The organism is Pseudomonas sp. LBUM1647, assembly GCF_059716175.1.
This window is the reverse complement of sequence record NZ_CP166809.1, coordinates 1,387,103-1,404,883: the sequence shown is the minus strand read 5'-3', so window position 1 is coordinate 1,404,883 and position 17,781 is coordinate 1,387,103. Positions and strand designations below refer to the sequence as shown.

Below are 17,781 nucleotides of genomic sequence, written 5' to 3'. Positions count from 1 at the left end.
CTACCATGGCGGCTCTGTTACTTCAGGTGTCTGATCATGGCATTTCGCCCTCTTACGGCCAGAGCACCCGCCGTCCTGCTTCGCGAAGCCAAACCGCTGAAAGCCATCTTCGGCCACGCTCAACGCCTGGGTCATTTACAACGTCTGCTGGAAAGCCAATTGCAGCCCGCCGCCCGCGAGCATTGCCATGTGGCGTCGTGGCGCGAAGGCAGTTTGTTGCTGATAGTGACCGACGGTCATTGGGCAACCCGCCTGCGTTATCAGCAAAAGCGTCTGCAACGGCAATTACAGATGTTCGACGAATTCGCCAGCCTGACGCGGATTCTGTTCAAGGTTCAGCCGCCCACGGTTCAGCAAGGGGCGGCTGGCCATACCATCAGCTTGTCGATCGACGCAGGCGCGACCATTCAGGCCACGGCCGATGGGATCAGCGATCCGAATCTTCGGGCAGCGCTGGAACGCCTTGCGGCTCACGCCAAACCGAAGGTTTAACGGCAAGATCAAAAGATCGCAGCCTGCGGCAGCTCCTACATTGGGATGGTGTACACCCTGTAGGAGCTGCCGCAGGCTGCGATCTTTTGCTTTTAGCGGCGCTTGCTGCCGCCGAGCAACGAGCCCATCAAGCCGCGTACCAACTGTCGGCCCAATTGATTGGCCGCCTGGCGCATCGCTGATTTCAGTGCCTGCCCCGCCGCGGTGCCGAGGAACTCCCCGGCCGTGTCGGTGAAGCTTGGCTCTTCGGCTGCCGGTTTGCCCGGAACAGCGTCAGGCTCTGGCGCCAACCCTTTGCGCCCCATCAACACTTCATAAGCCGATTCGCGATCAACGGGTTTGTCATACCACCCCTTGAACGGCGACCCCGCGATCAGCACTGTGCGTTCAGTCTCGCTCAACGGCCCGATCCGCGATTGCGGCGGCGCAACCAACACCCGCTGGACGATCTCCGGCGTGCCCTTGTCCTGCAACGTGCCGACCAACGCCTCGCCAATCCCAAGCTCAGTCAGCACCGACAAGGCATCGAACGCCGGGTTCGGCCGGAAGCCTTCGGCCACCGCTCGCAGGGATTTCTGCTCCTTGGCGGTGAACGCGCGCAGGCCATGCTGAACGCGCAGACCGAGCTGAGCCAGCACGTCATCCGGCAAGTCGCCCGGCGATTGGGTGACGAAATACACGCCAACGCCTTTCGAGCGAATCAACCGCACCACTTGCTCAAGACGATCCTGCAACGCCTTTGGCGTACCGGCGAACAATAAATGCGCTTCGTCGAAGAACAACGCCAGCAGCGGTTTGTCCGAATCCCCGCGCTCTGGCAATTGCTCGAACAGTTCGGCCAGCAACCACAACAGGAACGTCGCGTAGACCTTCGGCGCTTCGTGCACCAGACGGCTGGCATCGAGCAAATGAATGCGCCCGCGGCCCTCGGCGGTCGGCTGCAGAATGTCTTCGAGTTGCAGCGCCGGCTCACCGAACAGCGCTTCGGCGCCCTGTTGTTCCAGGGTCGCCAGGCGCCGCAACAGTGCCTGACTGGAACCGGTGGTCATCAGCGCGGCATCGTCACCCAGTAATTCGGGGTTGTCACGCAAGTGATTGAGCAGTGCCTTCAAATCCTTGAGGTCCAGCAACAACAGCCCTTCACGATCCGCCACCTTGAACGCGGCGTACAGCGCCGACTGCTGACTGTCGGTCAGCTCCAGCAGGCTGCCAATCAATAACGGCCCCATTTCGCTCAAGGTTGTGCGCAACGGATGACCGGACTGACCGTGAATGTCCCACAGGGTCACCGGATACGCTTGAGGCGTGTGGTTCAGCCAGGGCATCCCGGCGATCCGCTCGGCGATTTTGCCTTGAGGGTTGCCGGCGGCGCCCAGACCACACAGGTCACCCTTGATATCCGCGGCGAACACCGCCACGCCGGCATCGCTGAATGCTTCGGCCATTCGTTGCAAGGTGACGGTTTTGCCCGTCCCGGTAGCGCCCGCGACCAAACCATGACGGTTCGCCAGACGCATGGCCTGGGCAATGGGCTGCCCGGCGAGGTCGGCACCGATAACGAGTTGTAATGAGTCAGGCATTTTGTCACCCATGGTTAATCTTTGATCCTTCACGGCCGATAGAAATAAGCGAGAGACCCAATTGAAAGCAAGGTCCGACATTCCCCCATGGAGAGCAGGAATTACCGACTCGCTCCATTGCGCACTCATTTTGCGCGCATGAACAGCAACGCGCCCCGAACAATAAGACCTTAGCGGACACCCCGAGCCATGAACAAAAATCTGCGCTTCAGCCATAAAATCCTGCTTGCTGCCGCCCTCATCGTCATTGCCGCCTTCGCCACGTTCACGCTGTACAACGACTATTTGCAGCGCAACGCCATTCGCGAAGACCTGGATAACTACCTCAATGAGATGGGAGACGTCACCGCCAACAACATCCAGACCTGGCTGGCCGGCCGCATCCTGCTGATCGATAACCTCGCCCAGAACATCGCCATCAATCCCGAACAGGCCACCGTTTCCAGCCTGCTTGAGCAGAAAGCCCTGACGTCTACGTTCATGGCGTCCTACCTGGGCGACGCTACTGGCCACTTCACCATCCGCCCGGATGCGAAGATGCCCGACGGCTTCGACCCACGGGTTCGCCCTTGGTACAAAGGCGCGGAAAGCAGCAGCACCGCCACCCTGACCGAACCCTACATTAACGCGGCGACCGGCCAAACCATCATCTCGATCGCCACCGCCTCGAAAAAGGCCGGGCAGAGCGTGGGCGTGGTGGGCGGCGACCTGAGCCTGCAAACCCTGATCGACACCCTCAGTGCCCGCGACTTCGACGGCATGGGTTACGCGTTTCTGGTGAGCGCCGACGGCAAGATTCTGGTCCACCCGGACAAAGCCATGGTGATGAAGTCCCTGAGCGAGGCGTACCCGAAAAATACCCCGCGCCTCAGCAGCGACTTCAGTGAAGTGGAAGTCGACGGCAAAACCCGCATCGTCACCTTCACCCCGATCAAAGGCCTGCCATCGGTCAACTGGTACATCGGTCTGTCGGTAGATAAAGACAAAGCCTTCTCGATGCTCACCGAATTCCGCGCCTCGGCGGTCGTTGCGACGGTCATTGCCGTAGCCATCATCATCGCTCTGCTGGGCATGCTGATCCGCATCCTGATCCAGCCGCTGCACGTCATGACCCGCGCCATGGCAGACATCGCCGACGGCGAAGGCGACCTGACCAAGCGCCTGACCATCGTGAACAACGATGAATTCGGTGTCCTCGGTACCGCGTTCAACCGCTTCGTGGAACGCATTCACGGTTCGATCCGCGAAGTGTCGTCGGCCACCGGGCAAGTCAACGAAGTGGCTCTGCGTGTCGTGGCCGCCTCGAACTCGTCGATGTTCAACTCCGACCAACAGGCTTCGCGTACCAGCAGCGTGGCCGCAGCAATCAACCAGCTCGGCGCCGCCGCTCAGGAAATCGCCCGTAACGCAGCACAAGCATCGAGTCAGGCCAGCGATGCCCGCAGCCTGGCCGAAGATGGTCAGCAAGTGGTGGATCGCAGCATTGTCGCGATGAATCAGCTGTCGAGCATGCTCAGCGCCTCAAGCACCAACATCGAATCGCTGAACAGCAAAACCGTGAACATCGGGCAGATTCTCGAAGTGATCACCAGCATCTCCCAGCAAACCAACCTGCTGGCGCTGAACGCGGCCATTGAAGCGGCGCGTGCTGGTGAAGCCGGTCGAGGTTTTGCCGTGGTGGCCGATGAAGTGCGCAACCTGGCGCACCGCACTCAGGAATCGGCGCAACAGGTACAGACCATGATCGAGGAGTTGCAAGTCGGCGCTCGCGAATCCGTCAGCACCATGAGCGACAGCCAGCGCCACAGCCAGGACAGCGTCGAAATCGCCAACCTGGCCGGCGAGCGTTTGAACAGCGTGACGTTGCGTATTGGCGAGATTGACGGGATGAACCAGTCGGTGGCCACGGCGACCGAGGAACAGACTGCGGTGGTGGAGTCGATCAACGTCGACATTACCGAGATCAACACACTGAATCAGGAGGGGGTGGAAAACTTGCAGTCGACGTTGCGGGCATGCTCGGATCTTGAGCAGCAGGCGGCGCGCCTTAAACAGTTGGTAGGCAGTTTCCGGATCTGAGGGTTCGACGGTGGATTGGCGTTGAAGCGTAGATCCACCCCTCACCCCAACCCTCTCCCCATAGGGGAGAGGGGGAAAGGGAGCTGATCGCATGCTTTTCTAAACCTGAGTTCGACTCGGACGTTCAGGTCGATGTAACTCTAAAGAGCACATCGGTCGGTCCCCTCTCCCTCTGGGAGAGGGCTAGGGTGAGGGGTGACGATCGCCCTCACACCACAAAACCCCAACCGAACATCTATCCTTCATAAGGGTCAACCAAGGGAGCCCAACGGACCGGAGGGATGTTCATCGTGCATATCGCTGACATAACCATGTTCTACGCCCCTGCCAGCGGTGGCGTGCGCACTTATCTGGATGCAAAGCACCGTCGCCTGAGCATCAAGCCGGGCATTCGCCACAGTCTGCTGATCCCTGGGGCTTACTTGAGTGAACAGGATGGCGTTTACACGGTTCCGGCCCCCGCCCTGCCTTTCGGCAAGGGTTATCGTTTCCCCCTCCGTCTCGCGCCATGGCGCAATGTTCTGCAGGATTTACAGCCCGACCTGATCGAGGTCGGCGACCCCTACCTCACCGCATGGGCGGCCCTCGACGCCCGGCGGCAACTCGATGTCCCGGTGATCGGCTTTTATCATTCGGACCTGCCGCTGCTGGTCAGCAACCGCATGGGCAACTGGGTCACCACCAACGTCGAAGCCTATGTCAGCAAGCTCTATGGCAACTTCGATCGGGTTCTGGCACCCAGCCAGGTCATGGCCGACAAACTGATCGGGCTGGGGGTGAAGAACGTTTTCGTGCAACCGCTGGGCGTCGACTTGCAAACCTTCAATCCAGCTGCACGAGACACCGGCCTGCGGGCCGAATTGGGCATTGATGAAAACACTCATCTGCTGATCTTCGCCGGGCGCGGCTCCAAGGAAAAAAACCTGCCGGTGCTGCTCGACTGCATGAAACGCCTGGGCCGACGCTATCACCTGCTGCTGGTAGGTTCGTCGATGCCGGCGGCAGTGCCCGACAACGTGACCGTGATCGGTGAGTTCTGTACGGCGGCACACGTGGCGCGATTGATGGCCAGCGCCGATGCGCTGCTGCACGCCGGTGATCAGGAAACCTTTGGCCTGGTGGTTCTTGAAGCCATGGCCAGTGGCATTCCGGTGGTGGCCGTGGCGGCCGGAGCCTTTCAGGAAATCATCACCGATCAATGCGGCCTGCTCTGCCCGCCGAATAATTCATTGGCCATGGCCAACGCCGTACGCGAGCTGTTCAGTTCGGGCAGCGTCGTTTTGGGCAAACGGGCCCGCAGCCATGTCGAGCAACATTACTCCTGGGACACGGTGGTCAACAGCCTGCTGGGGCACTATCACGCCGTGCTCGACAGCCACTGGCCGCTGACGGCCAATGGTTGAGCCCATGAACCCGCCCAGCCTGTTACTCGTGCTGCACGACGTCGCACCGCAAACCTGGGCCGATTATCAACCCTTTGTCGAAGCCGTCGACGCCTTGGGCGACGTGCCGATGACGTGGTTGGTGGTGCCCAATTTCCACAAGCACAACGATCTGGAGGAGCATCCGGGATTTCGACGTTTACTCACCCGTCGTATCGCCCGAGGTGACGAACTGGCATTGCACGGTTACTTTCATTGCGATGAAGAGCCCACACCCACTACTCCACGAGACTGGTTCATGCGCAGGATCTACACCCACGAAGGCGAGTTTTATAGCCTGTCTCAAGAAGTCGCCCTCGCCCGCCTGCGCGCCGGCATCGAAATATTCCACCGTTATCACTGGCCGCTGGAGGGCTTCGTCGCCCCGGCCTGGTTGATGAGCGAAGGGACGCGCCAGGCCTTGCGCCAGTTACCCCTGAGTTACACCAGCGATCCGCAGCATCTGTATCGTCTACCGGACTTCACCGCGGTCGACGCGCCGGGACTGGTCTGGAGTGCGCGCAGTGCCTGGCGCCGGGGGGTGTCGAAGCTCGTCAGCGATCAACGCGAACAACGCTGGCGGCACGCACCGATGATTCGTCTCGGCCTGCACCCGGTGGATATGCGCCATGAGTTCTCGCGCACTTACTGGCTGCAAACCCTCAAGCGCTTGCTCGACGAGGGACGTGTGCCGATGACCAAGGCACGCTGGCTGGCGCTGCAAAGCGACCGTATAGGTCGCGCCGCATGAGTCGCGGGATTCTGCTGCTCGTCGCGCTGCTCGCTGCGGTGCTGATTCCGTCGCTGCTGGGCGGTAACGAAACCTGGTATCGACTGCAAAGCTTTCCGCTGACATGGTTACTGATCATGTTCGGCATGATCCTGCTGTGCTGGGTGCTGAACACGATGCGCTTGCGCCTGTTGCTCGGGGATCAGCGCGATAAGGTGGGCCCGCTAAAAAGCCTCGGAGTGGTGATGGCCGCCGAATTCGCCTATTGCGCAACACCGGGCGGCAGCGGCGGTCCGCTGACGATCATGGCGCTGTTGGCGCGCAATGGCGTGCGTCCGGCCAGGGGCAGCGCCGTGTTTGCCATGGATCAACTGAGCGATTTGCTGTTTTTTCTTTGTGCGCTGAGCGGAATCCTGATTTATGCGTTGTTCCAGCACCTCAGCCAACGCATGGAATGGCTGCTGACCGTCAGCGCCATTTCGATGTTCGGCGGGTTGTTCAGTTGCGTGGTGGTTGCTCGCTACCATCGAATACTGATTCGTCTGAGCGGTCGGTTGCTCGCTCGCCTGAATGTCAAAACCACCACGCGCCTGCGCTGGGCGCGAAAACTCCTGCACTTTCTGGCGGCGTTCACGGACACATTGAAGCTGCCCTTTCAGACGCTCATCACGGTGTTTGCCCTGACTTGCCTGCATTGGATCTTGCGCTATAGCGTGCTGTATCTGGCATTGCGTGGGCTCGGGGCGGATTTGCAGTGGGCCTGGAGCTTTCTGATCCAGATGCTTTCGCTGAGCGCGGGGCAGTTCAGCCTGTTACCAGGCGGTGCCGGGGCGGCGGAGTTGACGTCGGCGGCGCTGCTGGCGCCGATGGTGGGGAAATCCACCGCGGCGGCGGCGATTCTGATCTGGCGGGCGGTGACCTATTACTTTTATCTGGTAGTCGGCGGGCCGGTGTTTTTGCTGATGCTCGGGCGGCCGCTGCTCAAAAAACTAATGAAATTCAAACAAGCCTAAAAGATCGCAGCCTGCGGCAGCTCCTACATGGATCGCGTCCCCCCGTAGGAGCTGCCGCAGGCTGCGATCTTTTTAGGCCTCCCCGATTTCATCGTCGGACTCCGGATTCAACTGTTCCCACAACTCGGCGGCACCGGGAAACTCCGTGCCGTCTTCAGGGTTCATGTCATCCGGGTCGTAACGACTCAAACACCCTTCGCCCAACGTGGCAGGAGCCTTGGATGTCGCTTTGTCCAGTGGATCGGCCATGCTCATGTCCTCAGTGCAGAAACGGCGAAGGGCCTGAAGCGATTGAACGCCCAGGCCCTTCGAATTTCAACTGTGTTGTATGGCTGTCAGAACACGACGGTTTTGTTGCCGTGCACCAGCACCCGATCTTCCAGGTGATAACGCAGACCACGGGCCAGCACCATCTTCTCGACGTCCCGACCGAAACGCACCATGTCGTCGATGCTGTCACTGTGGCTGACGCGAACAACGTCCTGTTCGATGATCGGACCGGCATCCAGCTCTTCGGTCACATAGTGGCAAGTAGCGCCAATCAACTTCACGCCACGCATCGATGCCTGGTGATACGGCTTGGCACCGACGAAAGACGGCAGGAAGCTGTGGTGAATGTTGATGACCTTGTGCGCATATTCGCGGCACAACTCGGGCGGCAGGATTTGCATGTAGCGGGCAAGTACGACCACTTCGGCGTCGTGTTGTTTGACCAGGCGCGAGACTTCGGCGAAGGCCGGCTCTTTGTCCTGCGGATTGACCGGTACGTGGTAATACGGAATCCCGTGCCACTCGACCATGCTGCGCAAGTCGTCATGGTTGGAGATCACGCAGGAAATTTCGCAATCCAGCTCATCACTGTGCCAGCGATGCAACAAGTCGGCGAGGCAGTGAGACTCGCGACTGGCCATCAGTACCACGCGCTTTTTCTGCTCGGTATCAGTGATGCGCCAGTTCATCGAGAACTCTTCGGCAATCGGTGCAAACGCTTCGCGAAAGGCATCGATACCGAAGGGCAGCGAATCGGCACGAATTTCGTGACGCATGAAGAACCAGCCACTGAGATTGTCCGAGTGATGGCTCGCTTCAGTGATCCAGCCGTTATGTGACGCCAGAAAGTTACTGACTTTAGCAACGATGCCGACGCGGTCCGGGCAAGCAATCACCAGCCGAAAAGTGCGCATGAGGGTCAAACTCCAGAACTTCGCAAAGGCGGCCATTCTAGCGATTGCGCAGCAAAACTGCAGTATTGATGACGTTTGGCCCGACACAAAGGTAAGCGCCACAGGTTTTGGCAGCACCTGCAACCCGCGCGATGGTGTTCCTGTTGCCAATCTTCAAGTGCCCAATTGTGAATATTCGTGATGACTGCATCACACTATTTAACTACACCGGCAATTTATGCCCTATTCACCGTAACTAATTTAAATAAAACTTCGGTTAAATGTTTACTTGATGAAACACCCTGACTATTATTGCCGCACTGTCACCTGCCATCCAGCGCCCCAACATAAGGTAGTCCTCATGTCCTTGATCAACGAATATCGCGCCACCGAAGAAGCTATCAAAGAGCTGCAAGCCCGTTTGAAGAACCTGTCCCAAGACGACAAACTGCAAACCGAGCTGGAATTCGAAGGCAAACTGCGCACCCTGATGGGCGAGTACTCCAAGTCTCTGCGTGACATCATTGCGCTACTGGATCCAGAGTCCAAAACCAAAGCACCACGCGGCGGCGCAGTAAAAACTACTGGCACCAAGCGTGCTCGCAAAGTTAAACAATACAAAAACCCGCACAACGGCGAAGTCATCGAAACCAAAGGTGGCAACCACAAAACGCTGAAAGAGTGGAAAGCCAAGTGGGGCGGTGACGTGGTTGAAGGCTGGGCAACCCTGCTGGGCTAAGCCGCAGAGCTTGTCACAGACTCATCCGTGACAAAAAAGAACGCCAGCATCTGCTGGCGTTTTTTATGCCCGGTATTCAGCCCCCGGACATTTTCGTTTTCAAAGATTCAAACGTTTGCGTAATGCCTCGACATAATTCTGCCATTCATTCAGCACCTCTCGCTGAAACGATGTAGCCGTAATACTCCATTGGGCTGCGGCTTCTACAAAAGTTTCCAGCGTATTTGGCGCCCCCCACTCGGGTGCTGACAAACGTTGCTGACAGAATATTCTCCAGCGCTCTTGCTCTTCGAAATTCAACGTATCGGGAAAGTTGCGTGCGCGATATCGAAACAATAATTCAGGCAAACGTTCATCATCGAAAGGCCATTGTTGTTGCGCTAATTGAGCCGGGTCGGCAGACCTGACTTGCTCACAAAGACGCCGATCCCGATCACCGATAAAACCATCGTATAACTGTTGCTCAGGGTCTTGGCTCGGGGTGAAATCTTCGCTGGCGTAAATCGCCTGAACTTTATCTCGCCAAACTGTTTGTGCGTCACTTAGCCGCAGCGCGCGCTCTTGGTAGAGCGACATATCCAGCCCCAAACGTTGCTGATCTTCAGAGCGAAGTACCGACAACGGCGCCACCACCGGGCATTTATTGATGTGGATAAGTTTGAGCGGCACCGGCAACTCACCCTCGGCCAAGTCATCGCGGCGGGTATACAGCCGTTGACGCAAGGTGTCGGCATCAAGATCGAGCAAGCCCTGAGGATCCAGGTGCAGGTCACAGACAATCAAGGCGTTCTTGTTGCGCGGGTGCCAGGCCAAAGGCAACACCACACCGACATAATTGCGTGCCGCTGAAAAACGCCCAGAGATGTGCACCATCGGTTGCAACAGCCGAATCTGATCCATCACCTTTTGTTTACCGCGCAACTGAAACAACCAGTCATACAACTTCGGCTGCTTTTCCCGGATCAGACGCGCCAGGGCGATGGTGGCGCGAACGTCCGATAGCGCTTCGTGAGCATTTCCGTGATCAATGCCATTGGCGGCAGTCAGGCGTTCGAGTTTGAGCGTTATCCGCCCCTCGTCGTCCGTCGGCCAAACAAGGCCGTCAGGGCGCAAGGCATACGCAGCACGCACCACATCGATCAGGTCCCAGCGGCTATTGCCGCCCTGCCATTCGCGCGCATAAGGGTCGAAAAAGTTTCGGTAAAGACTGTGACGGGTCATCTCGTCATCGAAACGCAACGTGTTGTACCCCGCCCCGCACGTGCCGGGCGCAGCGAGTTGGGCATGCACCCGGGTCATGAAATCGGCTTCGCTCAAGCCTTGCTCGGCCAGTTGGCCGGGGGTGATACCCGTGATCGCACAGGCCGCCGGATGGGGCAGGATGTCTTCACTGGGCTGGCAGTAAAGGTTGACCGGCTCGTCTATTTCATTGAGATCGAAGTCAGTGCGAATCCCCGCCATTTGGAGTGGGCGGTCGCAACGGGGGTTGATGCCAGTGGTTTCATAGTCGTACCAGAAGATAGAGGTCACGGGCTATTCCTGAACTGAAGATCGGCGAAGTCTAGGCGTTCACATCCCGCCCCGGCCAGTAATCTCGTCATTCAATCACCTCTGGCCACTTACCGTGCAATACATAGTTATGTCGTTTTCCCCCGAGAGGCTGCTAGCATCGGACGGACATCGAATCCCGAACAGGCCACATCAAGGTTGCCCATGCTCGAGACCACAGCACTGCCAAGGAAAGCGACGCTGTCCCCGCCACTGGATACGCGGTATCAAGTCGAAACGCCGGAAGGCATCGACCTGCCACTGCGCCCGGCCGGGTTGATGGTTCGTGCACTGGCGTTCGCCATCGATCTCGGACTGCGCGGGCTCATCGTCGGCCTGCTGTTTTTTGTCCTGGCGTTCCTCGGGAAACTCGGTGCAGGGCTCGGCTCGATTCTGCTGTTCGTGGTGAGCTGGTGGTACATGGTGCTGTTCGAAGTGCTCAATCAGGGTCGTTCGCCAGGCAAGCAATGGATGGGCCTGCGGGTGGTGCAGGACGATGGCACGCCGATCGGCTGGTCTGCTTCGTTGCTGCGCAACCTGCTGCGATTTGTCGACATGCTGCCGTTCGGCTATTTCCTCGGGGCCATCAGTTGCCTGCAACATCCCACCTTCAAGCGCCTCGGCGATCTGGCCGCCGGCACGCTGGTGATCTACCGCGAACAACCGCTCGCCCGACCACAACTGCCCACCGTCCAGCCCCGGCGCCCGGCCTTTTCGCTGACGCTGACCGAACAACGCGCCATCCTCGGGTTTGCCGAGCGTCAGGGTGAACTCTCTGACGCACGGGTCAAAGAGCTGGCGGCCATACTCGCGCAACCGTTGCAGGTGTCGGCGCCACAGGCCGTGGACGAACTCAATGGCATCGCCCGTGGCTTGTTGGGCCCGACATGAAGCAAAGCCTTTTCGAAAGTCGCCACAAGGCCGAATGGGCGCAATTTGCCCTCGTGCTTGAACAGCTGGAGCAAGGCAAGGAACCACAGCGAGTCGCCCGTTTCCCAAGCGATTATCGTCGTCTCTGCCAGCATCTGGCGCTGGCCCAGGAACGTGGTTACAGCAGCTTTCTGATCGATTCATTACAGCAACAAGTACTGCGCGGGCATCAACAGCTTTATCGCCACCGCAGTCGACTGGGTGCCAACGTGCTGGGCTTCATCCTGGCTGACTTCCCGCGACTGGTGCGCGAACAGTGGCGCTTCGTGCTCGCCGCCGGCCTGATGTTTTTTGGCAGCCTGATCGGCATCGCACTGCTGGTGTATCTGTTCCCGGACCTGGTCTACAACCTGATCCCGGCCGAGCAGGTCAGCGAGATGCAAGGCATGTACGACCCCGAGGCCGGTCACCTGGGGCGTTCGGCAGAACGGGCGGCCAGTGAAGACTGGGTGATGTTCGGTTACTACATCATGCACAACATCGGCATCGCCTTTCAGACCTTCGCCAGCGGTTTGCTGTTTGGCCTGGGCAGCGCGTTTTTCCTGTTCTTCAACGGTTTGATGATCGGCGCGGTGGCCGGGCACCTGACGCACATCGGCTACGGGCAAACCTTCTGGTCATTCGTGGTTGGCCACGGCGCCTTCGAACTGAGTGCGATCGCCCTGGCCGGTGCCGCCGGCCTGCAACTGGGTTGGGCCTTGATCGCGCCGGGACGCCTGCCCCGCTCCGAAGCCCTGCGGTTGGCGGCACGCAAGAGCGTGCTGCTGATTTGCGGGGTCATGCTATTTCTGCTGATTGCGGCGTTTATCGAAGCTTACTGGTCGTCCACGATCGGGGTCGCGCCAATGACCAAATACCTGGTCGGTGCAGCGCTCTGGTTGTTGGTGGCGACTTATCTGCTGTTTGCCGGACGGACCCGCCATGCGCCTGAGTGACGCCACGGTTGTCATCCGCCCGCGCACGACCTGGGAAGCCATGGACCTGGGCGTCCTGCTGAGCCAGCGACACCGGCGTCTGCTGATGACCAGTTGGGCCATCGTGACCTTGCCGGTTTTGGCCCTGCTCAGTTGGGTGCTGTGGGATTCGCCCTCCCTCGCCGTGTTCATTTTCTGGTGGCTGAAACCGGCGTTCGACCGCCTGCCGCTGTACATACTGTCCAAATCCATGTTTGGCGAAACGCCCACGCTGAAGCAGGCGCTGCGCCAATTTCCGCGGCTGCTCCAACCGCAACTGCTGGCGAGTCTGACCTGGCGGCGCCTGAGCCTGAGTCGCGGTTTCCTGATGCCGGTGGTGCAACTCGAAGGGCTGAGTGGTCAGCCACGACAACAGCGCTTGCAGGTGCTGTTGCAGCGCAACGCCGGTGCCGCGCGGTGGCTGACCATCATCGGCGTACACCTGGAAAGCGCGTTATGGATCGGCCTGATGGTGCTGTTCTACATGTTCTTGCCGCAACAGGTCGAACTCGACTGGAGCTGGCAGACCTTGATCACCGCCGCCACACAAGACTGGCGATGGCTGGAACACCTGACCAACGCCTTTTACGCACTGGTGCTCATTGTCTGGGAACCGGTTTATGTCGCCTGCGGCTTCAGCCTTTATCTGAATCGGCGCACGGTGCTGGAGGCCTGGGATATCGAGCTGATATTTCGCCGCATGCGCCAACGCTTGACCAGCGCCGCCGTCACCCTGCTGCTGGCGGCGTTCCTGTTGATGCCGACAGCACAAACCGTATGGGCCGCCGAGCCAGTCATTTCACCCGACAGCCCACGCCTGCTGGACCAGCCACTGACCAGTCAGGCATCCCGGGACAGCATCAAGGCGATCCTCGATCAGCCTCCGTTCAAGAACAAGGAATCGGTCACGCGCTATCGGTTTGGCGAGGACCAACCCGCCGCCGACACGGCGGACGATGACCAAACACCCGAATGGCTGGAGGCGCTGCTCAAGCTTCTGGACAACCAACGCTTCGGCGCAGTGGCCACGCTGATTGAAGTCATGTTGTGGGGTGTCGTGATCGGTGCCATTGGTTTGTTGATCTGGCATTACCGTGACGGGTTGCAAGCCTTCGTCAGCCGTCGACCGGCCTTGAACAGCAAGGTCGCGCGGCCGTTACCGCAACAGGCTTTCGGCCTGGACCTCAACCGCGAAACCCTGCCTGCCGACATCGCCGCCAGCGCCGAACGCCTCTGGCAAACCCACCCTCGCGAGGCCCTCGGATTGCTCTATCGCGGTCTGCTCAGCCACTTGCTGCACGACTTCAACATGGCGCTGAAACCCGCCGACACCGAAGGCCAGGTCCTGGAGCGCATCGAACACCTGCAACAACCTGCCTTGCTGGCCTTCAGTAAAAACCTGACCGGGCACTGGCAGAACATGGCCTACGGGCATCGCCTGCCTCCCGCGCATTTGCAACAGGAACTCTGTGACGGCTGGCGAGCCCTGTTCGGCCCGGGAGCGTTGCGTTGAACCGGCAACGCTGGCCGGCGGTCGGCGTGTTCATCGCCGTGCTATTGATCGCGCTGAGTGTTTATCTGTACGTCAAGGCGACGCCCTATCAGGCAGACATCGATCACGGCCCCTCGCCCGAAGCCCAGGCCAACCCCTATCTCGCCGCCGAGCATTTCCTGCGCAAACAGGGCCTGTCGGTGAGCCACGCCAATAGTCTCGACATCCTGCCAACCCTCGAGCCGCATCAGCACAGTCTGTTGTTGCTCGGGGACCGGTACAACATGACCCCGCGCCAGATCGATCAGGTGTTGAACTGGACCCGGGCCGGCGGGCGTCTTTTGTTTGTTGCCCAGTCGCTGTGGGATGAAAAGACCGGCCAAAGCAATGACCTGTTACTCGACCGGGTGCAACTGCACCAGTCGCTGAGCAAAGACCTCAAGGACCCGCCGCCCGCTATCGACGACGATCCTTACCCCAAGCTGACCAAGCTGTATCTGGAAGACGAAAACGCGCCGGCCTACGCCGGTTTTGATACCGCGTTCCATCTCGAAGACCCGAAAAACCTCGCCCAGGCCTGGGCCAACAGCGGCAAGGCCACGCACATGATGCAGCTCAATCACGGGCTCGGTTCGATCACCGTGGTCACCGACGCCGACCTGTGGAAAACCCCGGCCATCGACCAGTACGACAACGCCTGGCTGCTCTGGTACCTGACGGCCGACACAGACGTGACCCTGCTGTTCAATACCGATCACGACGGTCTGCTGACCTTGCTCCTGCGCTATTTCCCCCAAGCATTGGTCGCCCTTTTTGCCCTGATCGGTCTTGGCGTCTGGCACCTCGGCGTGCGCCAGGGTCCACTGCTGGAGCCGGCCCCAAGGGCCCGCCGCCAACTTCAGGAACACCTGCGCGCCAGCGCCGATTTCATGTTGCGCCGAAACGGTCAGCAGCACCTGCTGCAAGCCTTGCAGCACGACATCTTGCGTCGTGTGCGGCGCCGTCATCCCGGTTTCGAACAACTCGGCGTTGCCGAACAATGGCTGGTGCTCGCACGCCTGACCGGCCAACCCACACGCGCTATCAGCCAGGCCATGAGCCCGCGACCGAAGCAGCGGCAGTCCAGCGCTGAATTCAGCCGTCAGGTCGCCCACCTGCAAACCTTGAGGAATGCCTTATGAGTGAACAGATCGAGCCCGGCACACTGAGCCACGCGGCGCAGCAACGTCAACGCGCCAGCCAGTTGGCCCAAGCGGTACGGACCGAATTACAGAAAGCCGTGATCGGCCAAAACACCGTGATCGACGACGTCCTCACCGCGCTGATTGCCGGTGGCCACGTACTGCTCGAAGGCGTGCCGGGGTTGGGCAAGACATTGTTGGTCCGCGCCCTCGCCCGCTGCTTCGGCGGCGAGTTCGCACGTATCCAGTTCACCCCGGACCTGATGCCCAGCGACGTCACCGGGCACGCCGTTTACGACTTGCAGACCGAGCAATTCAAACTGCGCAAAGGTCCTTTATTCACCAACCTTTTACTGGCCGACGAAATCAACCGCGCCCCGGCGAAAACCCAGGCCGCGCTACTCGAAGCCATGCAGGAACGGCAAGTCACCCTCGAAGGCCGCGCCCTGCCCATCGTGCAACCGTTCATGGTGCTCGCCACACAAAACCCCATCGAACAGGAAGGCACTTACCCACTGCCGGAAGCCGAGCTCGACCGCTTCATGCTCAAGGTGCGCATGGACTACCCCGACGCCGATCAGGAGCTGAACATGGTCCGCCAGGTCAGCCGCTCGACCCGCGCCGACATGCTCGACGTGCAACCGCTGCGCACGGTGTTGCAAGCCAAAGACGTCTTGGCTTTGCAACGCATCGCCAGCGATTTGCCGCTGGACGATCAAGTCCTCGATTACGCCGTGCGCCTGGCCCGCACCACCCGCACCTGGCCCGGCCTGACCCTCGGCGCCGGGCCACGCGCGTCCATCGCGTTGGTGCGCTGCGCTCGGGCGCGAGCCTTGTTGCGCGGTGGCGAGTTTGTGATTCCGGATGACATCAAAGGCTGCGCATTGGCGGTGTTGCGTCACCGTGTGCGGATTGCGCCGGAGCTCGACATCGAAGGGCTGGACGTGGATCAGGTGCTCAAGCAGCTGCTCGATCAAGTGCCGGCGCCAAGAGTGTGAACGCCGTGCTCGAGATTCGCGTCGACACCAGAAAAAATCGCAGCCTTCGGCAGCTCCTACGGGGGCCAGCGTTCGACGTAGGAGCTGCCGAAGGCTGCGATCTTTTCAACAGGCCACACGGTGTCAAGCCATGAAACCCTCGCGCCTGCTGTTGATCTGGCTCGCGATCCTGCTAGCTATCGGCATCGTGCTGGGCGCGTTGCGGGCATTGGAATTCGCGGTCCCCTCGAGCCTGTTATCGATCAACTGGGGATTACTGCTGGCACTGCTGGCCCTGGCAATGCTCGACGGTATCCGCCTCAAGCGCCTGCCCTCACCCCGGCTCCAGCGACAAATGCCCGGTAGCCTTGCACTCGGTCGATGGGGTGAAGTGCGACTGGAGGTCGAGCATGATTTTGAACAACCAATGACCGTACAGATTTTCGACCACGTGCCGGAGGGCCTGAGCTTCGAAAACCTGCCCCTGTCGGTCGAACTGCAACCCGGTCAGCACAGCCAGATCGGCTATCGATTGCGCCCGCTCAAGCGCGGGCACTTCAGTTTCGAACTCTGCGAAATCAACCTGCCGAGCCCATTGGGTTTATGGTCCGACAAACGCTTGCTCAACGTGGTCGACAACACCCGCGTCTACCCGGACTTCGCCCGCCTCTATGGCGGCCAACTGCTGGCAGTCGACAACTGGCTCAGCCAACTCGGCGTGCGCCAACGCCAACGACGCGGTCTGGGTCTGGAGTTTCATCAACTGCGTGAATTCCGCGAAGGCGACAGCCTGCGCCAGATCGACTGGAAAGCCACCGCCCGCCAACGCACACCCATCGCCCGCGAATACCAGGACGAACGCGACCAGCAGATCATCTTCATGCTTGATTGCGGCCGACGCATGCGCAGCCAGGATGGAGAACTCGCCCATTTCGATCACGCACTGAATGCCTGCCTGCTGCTCAGCTACATCGCCCTGCGCCAAGGCGATGCGGTAGGCCTGAGTACGTTCGCCTGTGACAGACCGCATTACCTTGCCCCGGTCAAAGGCACCGATCAACTCAAGGTCCTGCTCAACACCGTCTACGACCTCAACAGCACCCAACGCCCCGCTGATTACCAAGCCGCCGCCAGCCAGTTACTGGCCCGGCAAAAACGTCGGGCGCTGGTGGTGCTGGTGACTAACTTGCGGGATGAAGACGATGAAGAACTGCTGACCGCCGTCAAACGACTGAGCAAGCAGCATCGGGTGTTGGTGGCGAGTCTGCGCGAAGACTTGCTCGACACGCTGCGGCACACGCCGGTGCAAACCTTGCCGGAGGCGCTAGCCTATTGCGGGACGGTGGATTATTTGAATGAACGGGCCGAACTCCATGAGCGGTTAAGTGCTCATGGAGTACCGGTGGTGGATGCTCGACCCTCAGAGTTGGGGGCCGAGCTGGTGACGCGGTATCTGGATTGGAAAAAAGCCGGAATGATGTAA

16 protein-coding genes and 1 pseudogene are annotated in these 17,781 nt (G+C 59.8%); 13 read left to right on the top strand and 4 right to left on the bottom strand.

Features of this window, described 5'->3' with window-relative positions; genetic code table 11:
- The first annotated feature begins 36 nt into the window (after positions 1 to 36).
- Positions 37 to 492 (top strand): DUF721 domain-containing protein, encoded by a 456-nt coding sequence (locus tag ACA059_RS06255; RefSeq protein WP_497633132.1) that lies wholly within the window; start codon positions 37 to 39, stop codon positions 490 to 492.
- A 92-nt stretch (positions 493 to 584) separates the two neighbouring features.
- Here the strand turns inward: ACA059_RS06255 and ACA059_RS06250 are convergent, their stop codons facing one another.
- On the bottom strand, positions 585 to 2,072 hold the full coding sequence (locus ACA059_RS06250) for a helicase HerA-like domain-containing protein (RefSeq protein ID WP_497633131.1): 1,488 nt from the start codon (positions 2,070 to 2,072) through the stop codon (positions 585 to 587).
- Between the two features lie 189 nt (positions 2,073 to 2,261).
- Between ACA059_RS06250 and ACA059_RS06245 the strand changes: the two are divergent.
- The 5 genes and pseudogenes from ACA059_RS06245 to gpgF all read left to right on the top strand — a co-directional run.
- Positions 2,262 to 3,293, top strand: a pseudogene (locus ACA059_RS06245) (HAMP domain-containing protein); the annotation flags it as partial.
- 93 nt (positions 3,294 to 3,386) lie between these two features.
- On the top strand, positions 3,387 to 4,151 hold the full coding sequence (locus ACA059_RS06240; RefSeq protein ID WP_428608872.1) for a methyl-accepting chemotaxis protein: 765 nt from the start codon (positions 3,387 to 3,389) through the stop codon (positions 4,149 to 4,151).
- Between the two features lie 281 nt (positions 4,152 to 4,432).
- Entirely contained in the window at positions 4,433 to 5,554 is a 1,122-nt protein-coding gene (gene gpgS / locus ACA059_RS06235) for an N-acetylglucosaminyl phosphatidylglycerol synthase (RefSeq protein WP_497633130.1), read from the top strand.
- Positions 5,547 to 6,323 (top strand): N-acetylglucosaminyl phosphatidylglycerol deacetylase, encoded by a 777-nt coding sequence (gene gpgD, locus ACA059_RS06230; protein ID WP_497633129.1) that lies wholly within the window; start codon positions 5,547 to 5,549, stop codon positions 6,321 to 6,323. The genes gpgS and gpgD overlap by 8 nt, the downstream gene beginning before the upstream one ends.
- Positions 6,320 to 7,315 carry a glucosaminyl phosphatidylglycerol flippase gene (gene gpgF / locus ACA059_RS06225; RefSeq protein ID WP_497633128.1) on the top strand — a complete coding sequence of 332 codons (996 nt, stop codon included), beginning with the start codon at positions 6,320 to 6,322 and terminating at the stop codon, positions 7,313 to 7,315. Before gpgD ends, gpgF begins: the two co-directional genes overlap by 4 nt.
- Before the next feature lie 72 nt (positions 7,316 to 7,387).
- On the opposite strand, the gene ACA059_RS06220 is transcribed toward gpgF, so the two are convergent.
- Both ACA059_RS06220 and purU read right to left on the bottom strand, forming a co-directional pair.
- The gene (locus ACA059_RS06220; protein WP_008147433.1) at positions 7,388 to 7,564 is read right to left on the bottom strand and encodes a hypothetical protein; all 177 of its coding nucleotides are present in this window, start codon (positions 7,562 to 7,564) and stop codon (positions 7,388 to 7,390) included.
- An 86-nt stretch (positions 7,565 to 7,650) separates the two neighbouring features.
- Entirely contained in the window at positions 7,651 to 8,499 is an 849-nt protein-coding gene (gene purU / locus ACA059_RS06215; RefSeq protein ID WP_008147434.1) for a formyltetrahydrofolate deformylase, read from the bottom strand.
- 340 nt (positions 8,500 to 8,839) lie between these two features.
- Between purU and mvaT the strand changes: the two genes are divergently transcribed.
- Positions 8,840 to 9,217 (top strand): histone-like nucleoid-structuring protein MvaT, encoded by a 378-nt coding sequence (gene mvaT / locus ACA059_RS06210; protein WP_007933316.1) that lies wholly within the window; start codon positions 8,840 to 8,842, stop codon positions 9,215 to 9,217.
- A gap of 99 nt (positions 9,218 to 9,316) precedes the next feature.
- Here mvaT and sbcB read toward each other — a convergent pair whose 3' ends face one another.
- Positions 9,317 to 10,747: an exodeoxyribonuclease I gene (gene sbcB / locus ACA059_RS06205; RefSeq protein WP_497633127.1), complete on the bottom strand. Its 1,431-nt coding sequence runs from the start codon at positions 10,745 to 10,747 to the stop codon at positions 9,317 to 9,319.
- 183 nt (positions 10,748 to 10,930) lie between these two features.
- Between sbcB and ACA059_RS06200 the strand changes: the two genes are divergently transcribed.
- The 6 genes from ACA059_RS06200 to ACA059_RS06175 all read left to right on the top strand — a co-directional run bounded on the left by ACA059_RS06200 (position 10,931) and on the right by ACA059_RS06175 (position 17,781).
- Positions 10,931 to 11,656 carry an RDD family protein gene (locus ACA059_RS06200; RefSeq protein WP_497633126.1) on the top strand — a complete coding sequence of 242 codons (726 nt, stop codon included), beginning with the start codon at positions 10,931 to 10,933 and terminating at the stop codon, positions 11,654 to 11,656.
- On the top strand, positions 11,653 to 12,630 hold the full coding sequence (locus ACA059_RS06195) for a stage II sporulation protein M (RefSeq protein WP_497633125.1): 978 nt from the start codon (positions 11,653 to 11,655) through the stop codon (positions 12,628 to 12,630). The genes ACA059_RS06200 and ACA059_RS06195 overlap by 4 nt, the downstream gene beginning before the upstream one ends.
- On the top strand, positions 12,617 to 14,161 hold the full coding sequence (locus ACA059_RS06190; protein ID WP_497633124.1) for a DUF4129 domain-containing protein: 1,545 nt from the start codon (positions 12,617 to 12,619) through the stop codon (positions 14,159 to 14,161). The genes ACA059_RS06195 and ACA059_RS06190 overlap by 14 nt, the downstream gene beginning before the upstream one ends.
- Entirely contained in the window at positions 14,158 to 15,321 is a 1,164-nt protein-coding gene (locus tag ACA059_RS06185; protein WP_497633123.1) for a DUF4350 domain-containing protein, read from the top strand. Before ACA059_RS06190 ends, ACA059_RS06185 begins: the two co-directional genes overlap by 4 nt.
- Complete coding sequence (locus ACA059_RS06180; RefSeq protein ID WP_497633122.1) at positions 15,318 to 16,319, top strand: AAA family ATPase; 1,002 nt, start codon at positions 15,318 to 15,320, stop codon at positions 16,317 to 16,319. The genes ACA059_RS06185 and ACA059_RS06180 overlap by 4 nt, the downstream gene beginning before the upstream one ends.
- 130 nt (positions 16,320 to 16,449) lie before the next feature.
- Complete coding sequence (locus tag ACA059_RS06175; RefSeq protein WP_497633121.1) at positions 16,450 to 17,781, top strand: DUF58 domain-containing protein; 1,332 nt, start codon at positions 16,450 to 16,452, stop codon at positions 17,779 to 17,781.

Bases quoted from the DNA above. Each gene is read 5' to 3' on its own strand.
- ACA059_RS06255 (WP_497633132.1), top strand. From the start codon at position 37: ATGGCATTTCGCCCTCTTACGGCCAGAGCACCCGCCGTCCTGCTTCGC.
- ACA059_RS06250 (WP_497633131.1), bottom strand. From the start codon at position 2,072: ATGCCTGACTCATTACAACTCGTTATCGGTGCCGACCTCGCCGGGCAG.
- ACA059_RS06240 (WP_428608872.1), top strand. From the start codon at position 3,387: ATGTTCAACTCCGACCAACAGGCTTCGCGTACCAGCAGCGTGGCCGCA.
- gpgS (WP_497633130.1), top strand. From the start codon at position 4,433: ATGTTCATCGTGCATATCGCTGACATAACCATGTTCTACGCCCCTGCC.
- gpgD (WP_497633129.1), top strand. From the start codon at position 5,547: ATGGTTGAGCCCATGAACCCGCCCAGCCTGTTACTCGTGCTGCACGAC.
- gpgF (WP_497633128.1), top strand. From the start codon at position 6,320: ATGAGTCGCGGGATTCTGCTGCTCGTCGCGCTGCTCGCTGCGGTGCTG.
- ACA059_RS06220 (WP_008147433.1), bottom strand. From the start codon at position 7,564: ATGGCCGATCCACTGGACAAAGCGACATCCAAGGCTCCTGCCACGTTG.
- purU (WP_008147434.1), bottom strand. From the start codon at position 8,499: ATGCGCACTTTTCGGCTGGTGATTGCTTGCCCGGACCGCGTCGGCATC.
- mvaT (WP_007933316.1), top strand. From the start codon at position 8,840: ATGTCCTTGATCAACGAATATCGCGCCACCGAAGAAGCTATCAAAGAG.
- ACA059_RS06200 (WP_497633126.1), top strand. From the start codon at position 10,931: ATGCTCGAGACCACAGCACTGCCAAGGAAAGCGACGCTGTCCCCGCCA.
- ACA059_RS06195 (WP_497633125.1), top strand. From the start codon at position 11,653: ATGAAGCAAAGCCTTTTCGAAAGTCGCCACAAGGCCGAATGGGCGCAA.
- ACA059_RS06190 (WP_497633124.1), top strand. From the start codon at position 12,617: ATGCGCCTGAGTGACGCCACGGTTGTCATCCGCCCGCGCACGACCTGG.
- ACA059_RS06180 (WP_497633122.1), top strand. From the start codon at position 15,318: ATGAGTGAACAGATCGAGCCCGGCACACTGAGCCACGCGGCGCAGCAA.
- ACA059_RS06175 (WP_497633121.1), top strand. From the start codon at position 16,450: ATGAAACCCTCGCGCCTGCTGTTGATCTGGCTCGCGATCCTGCTAGCT.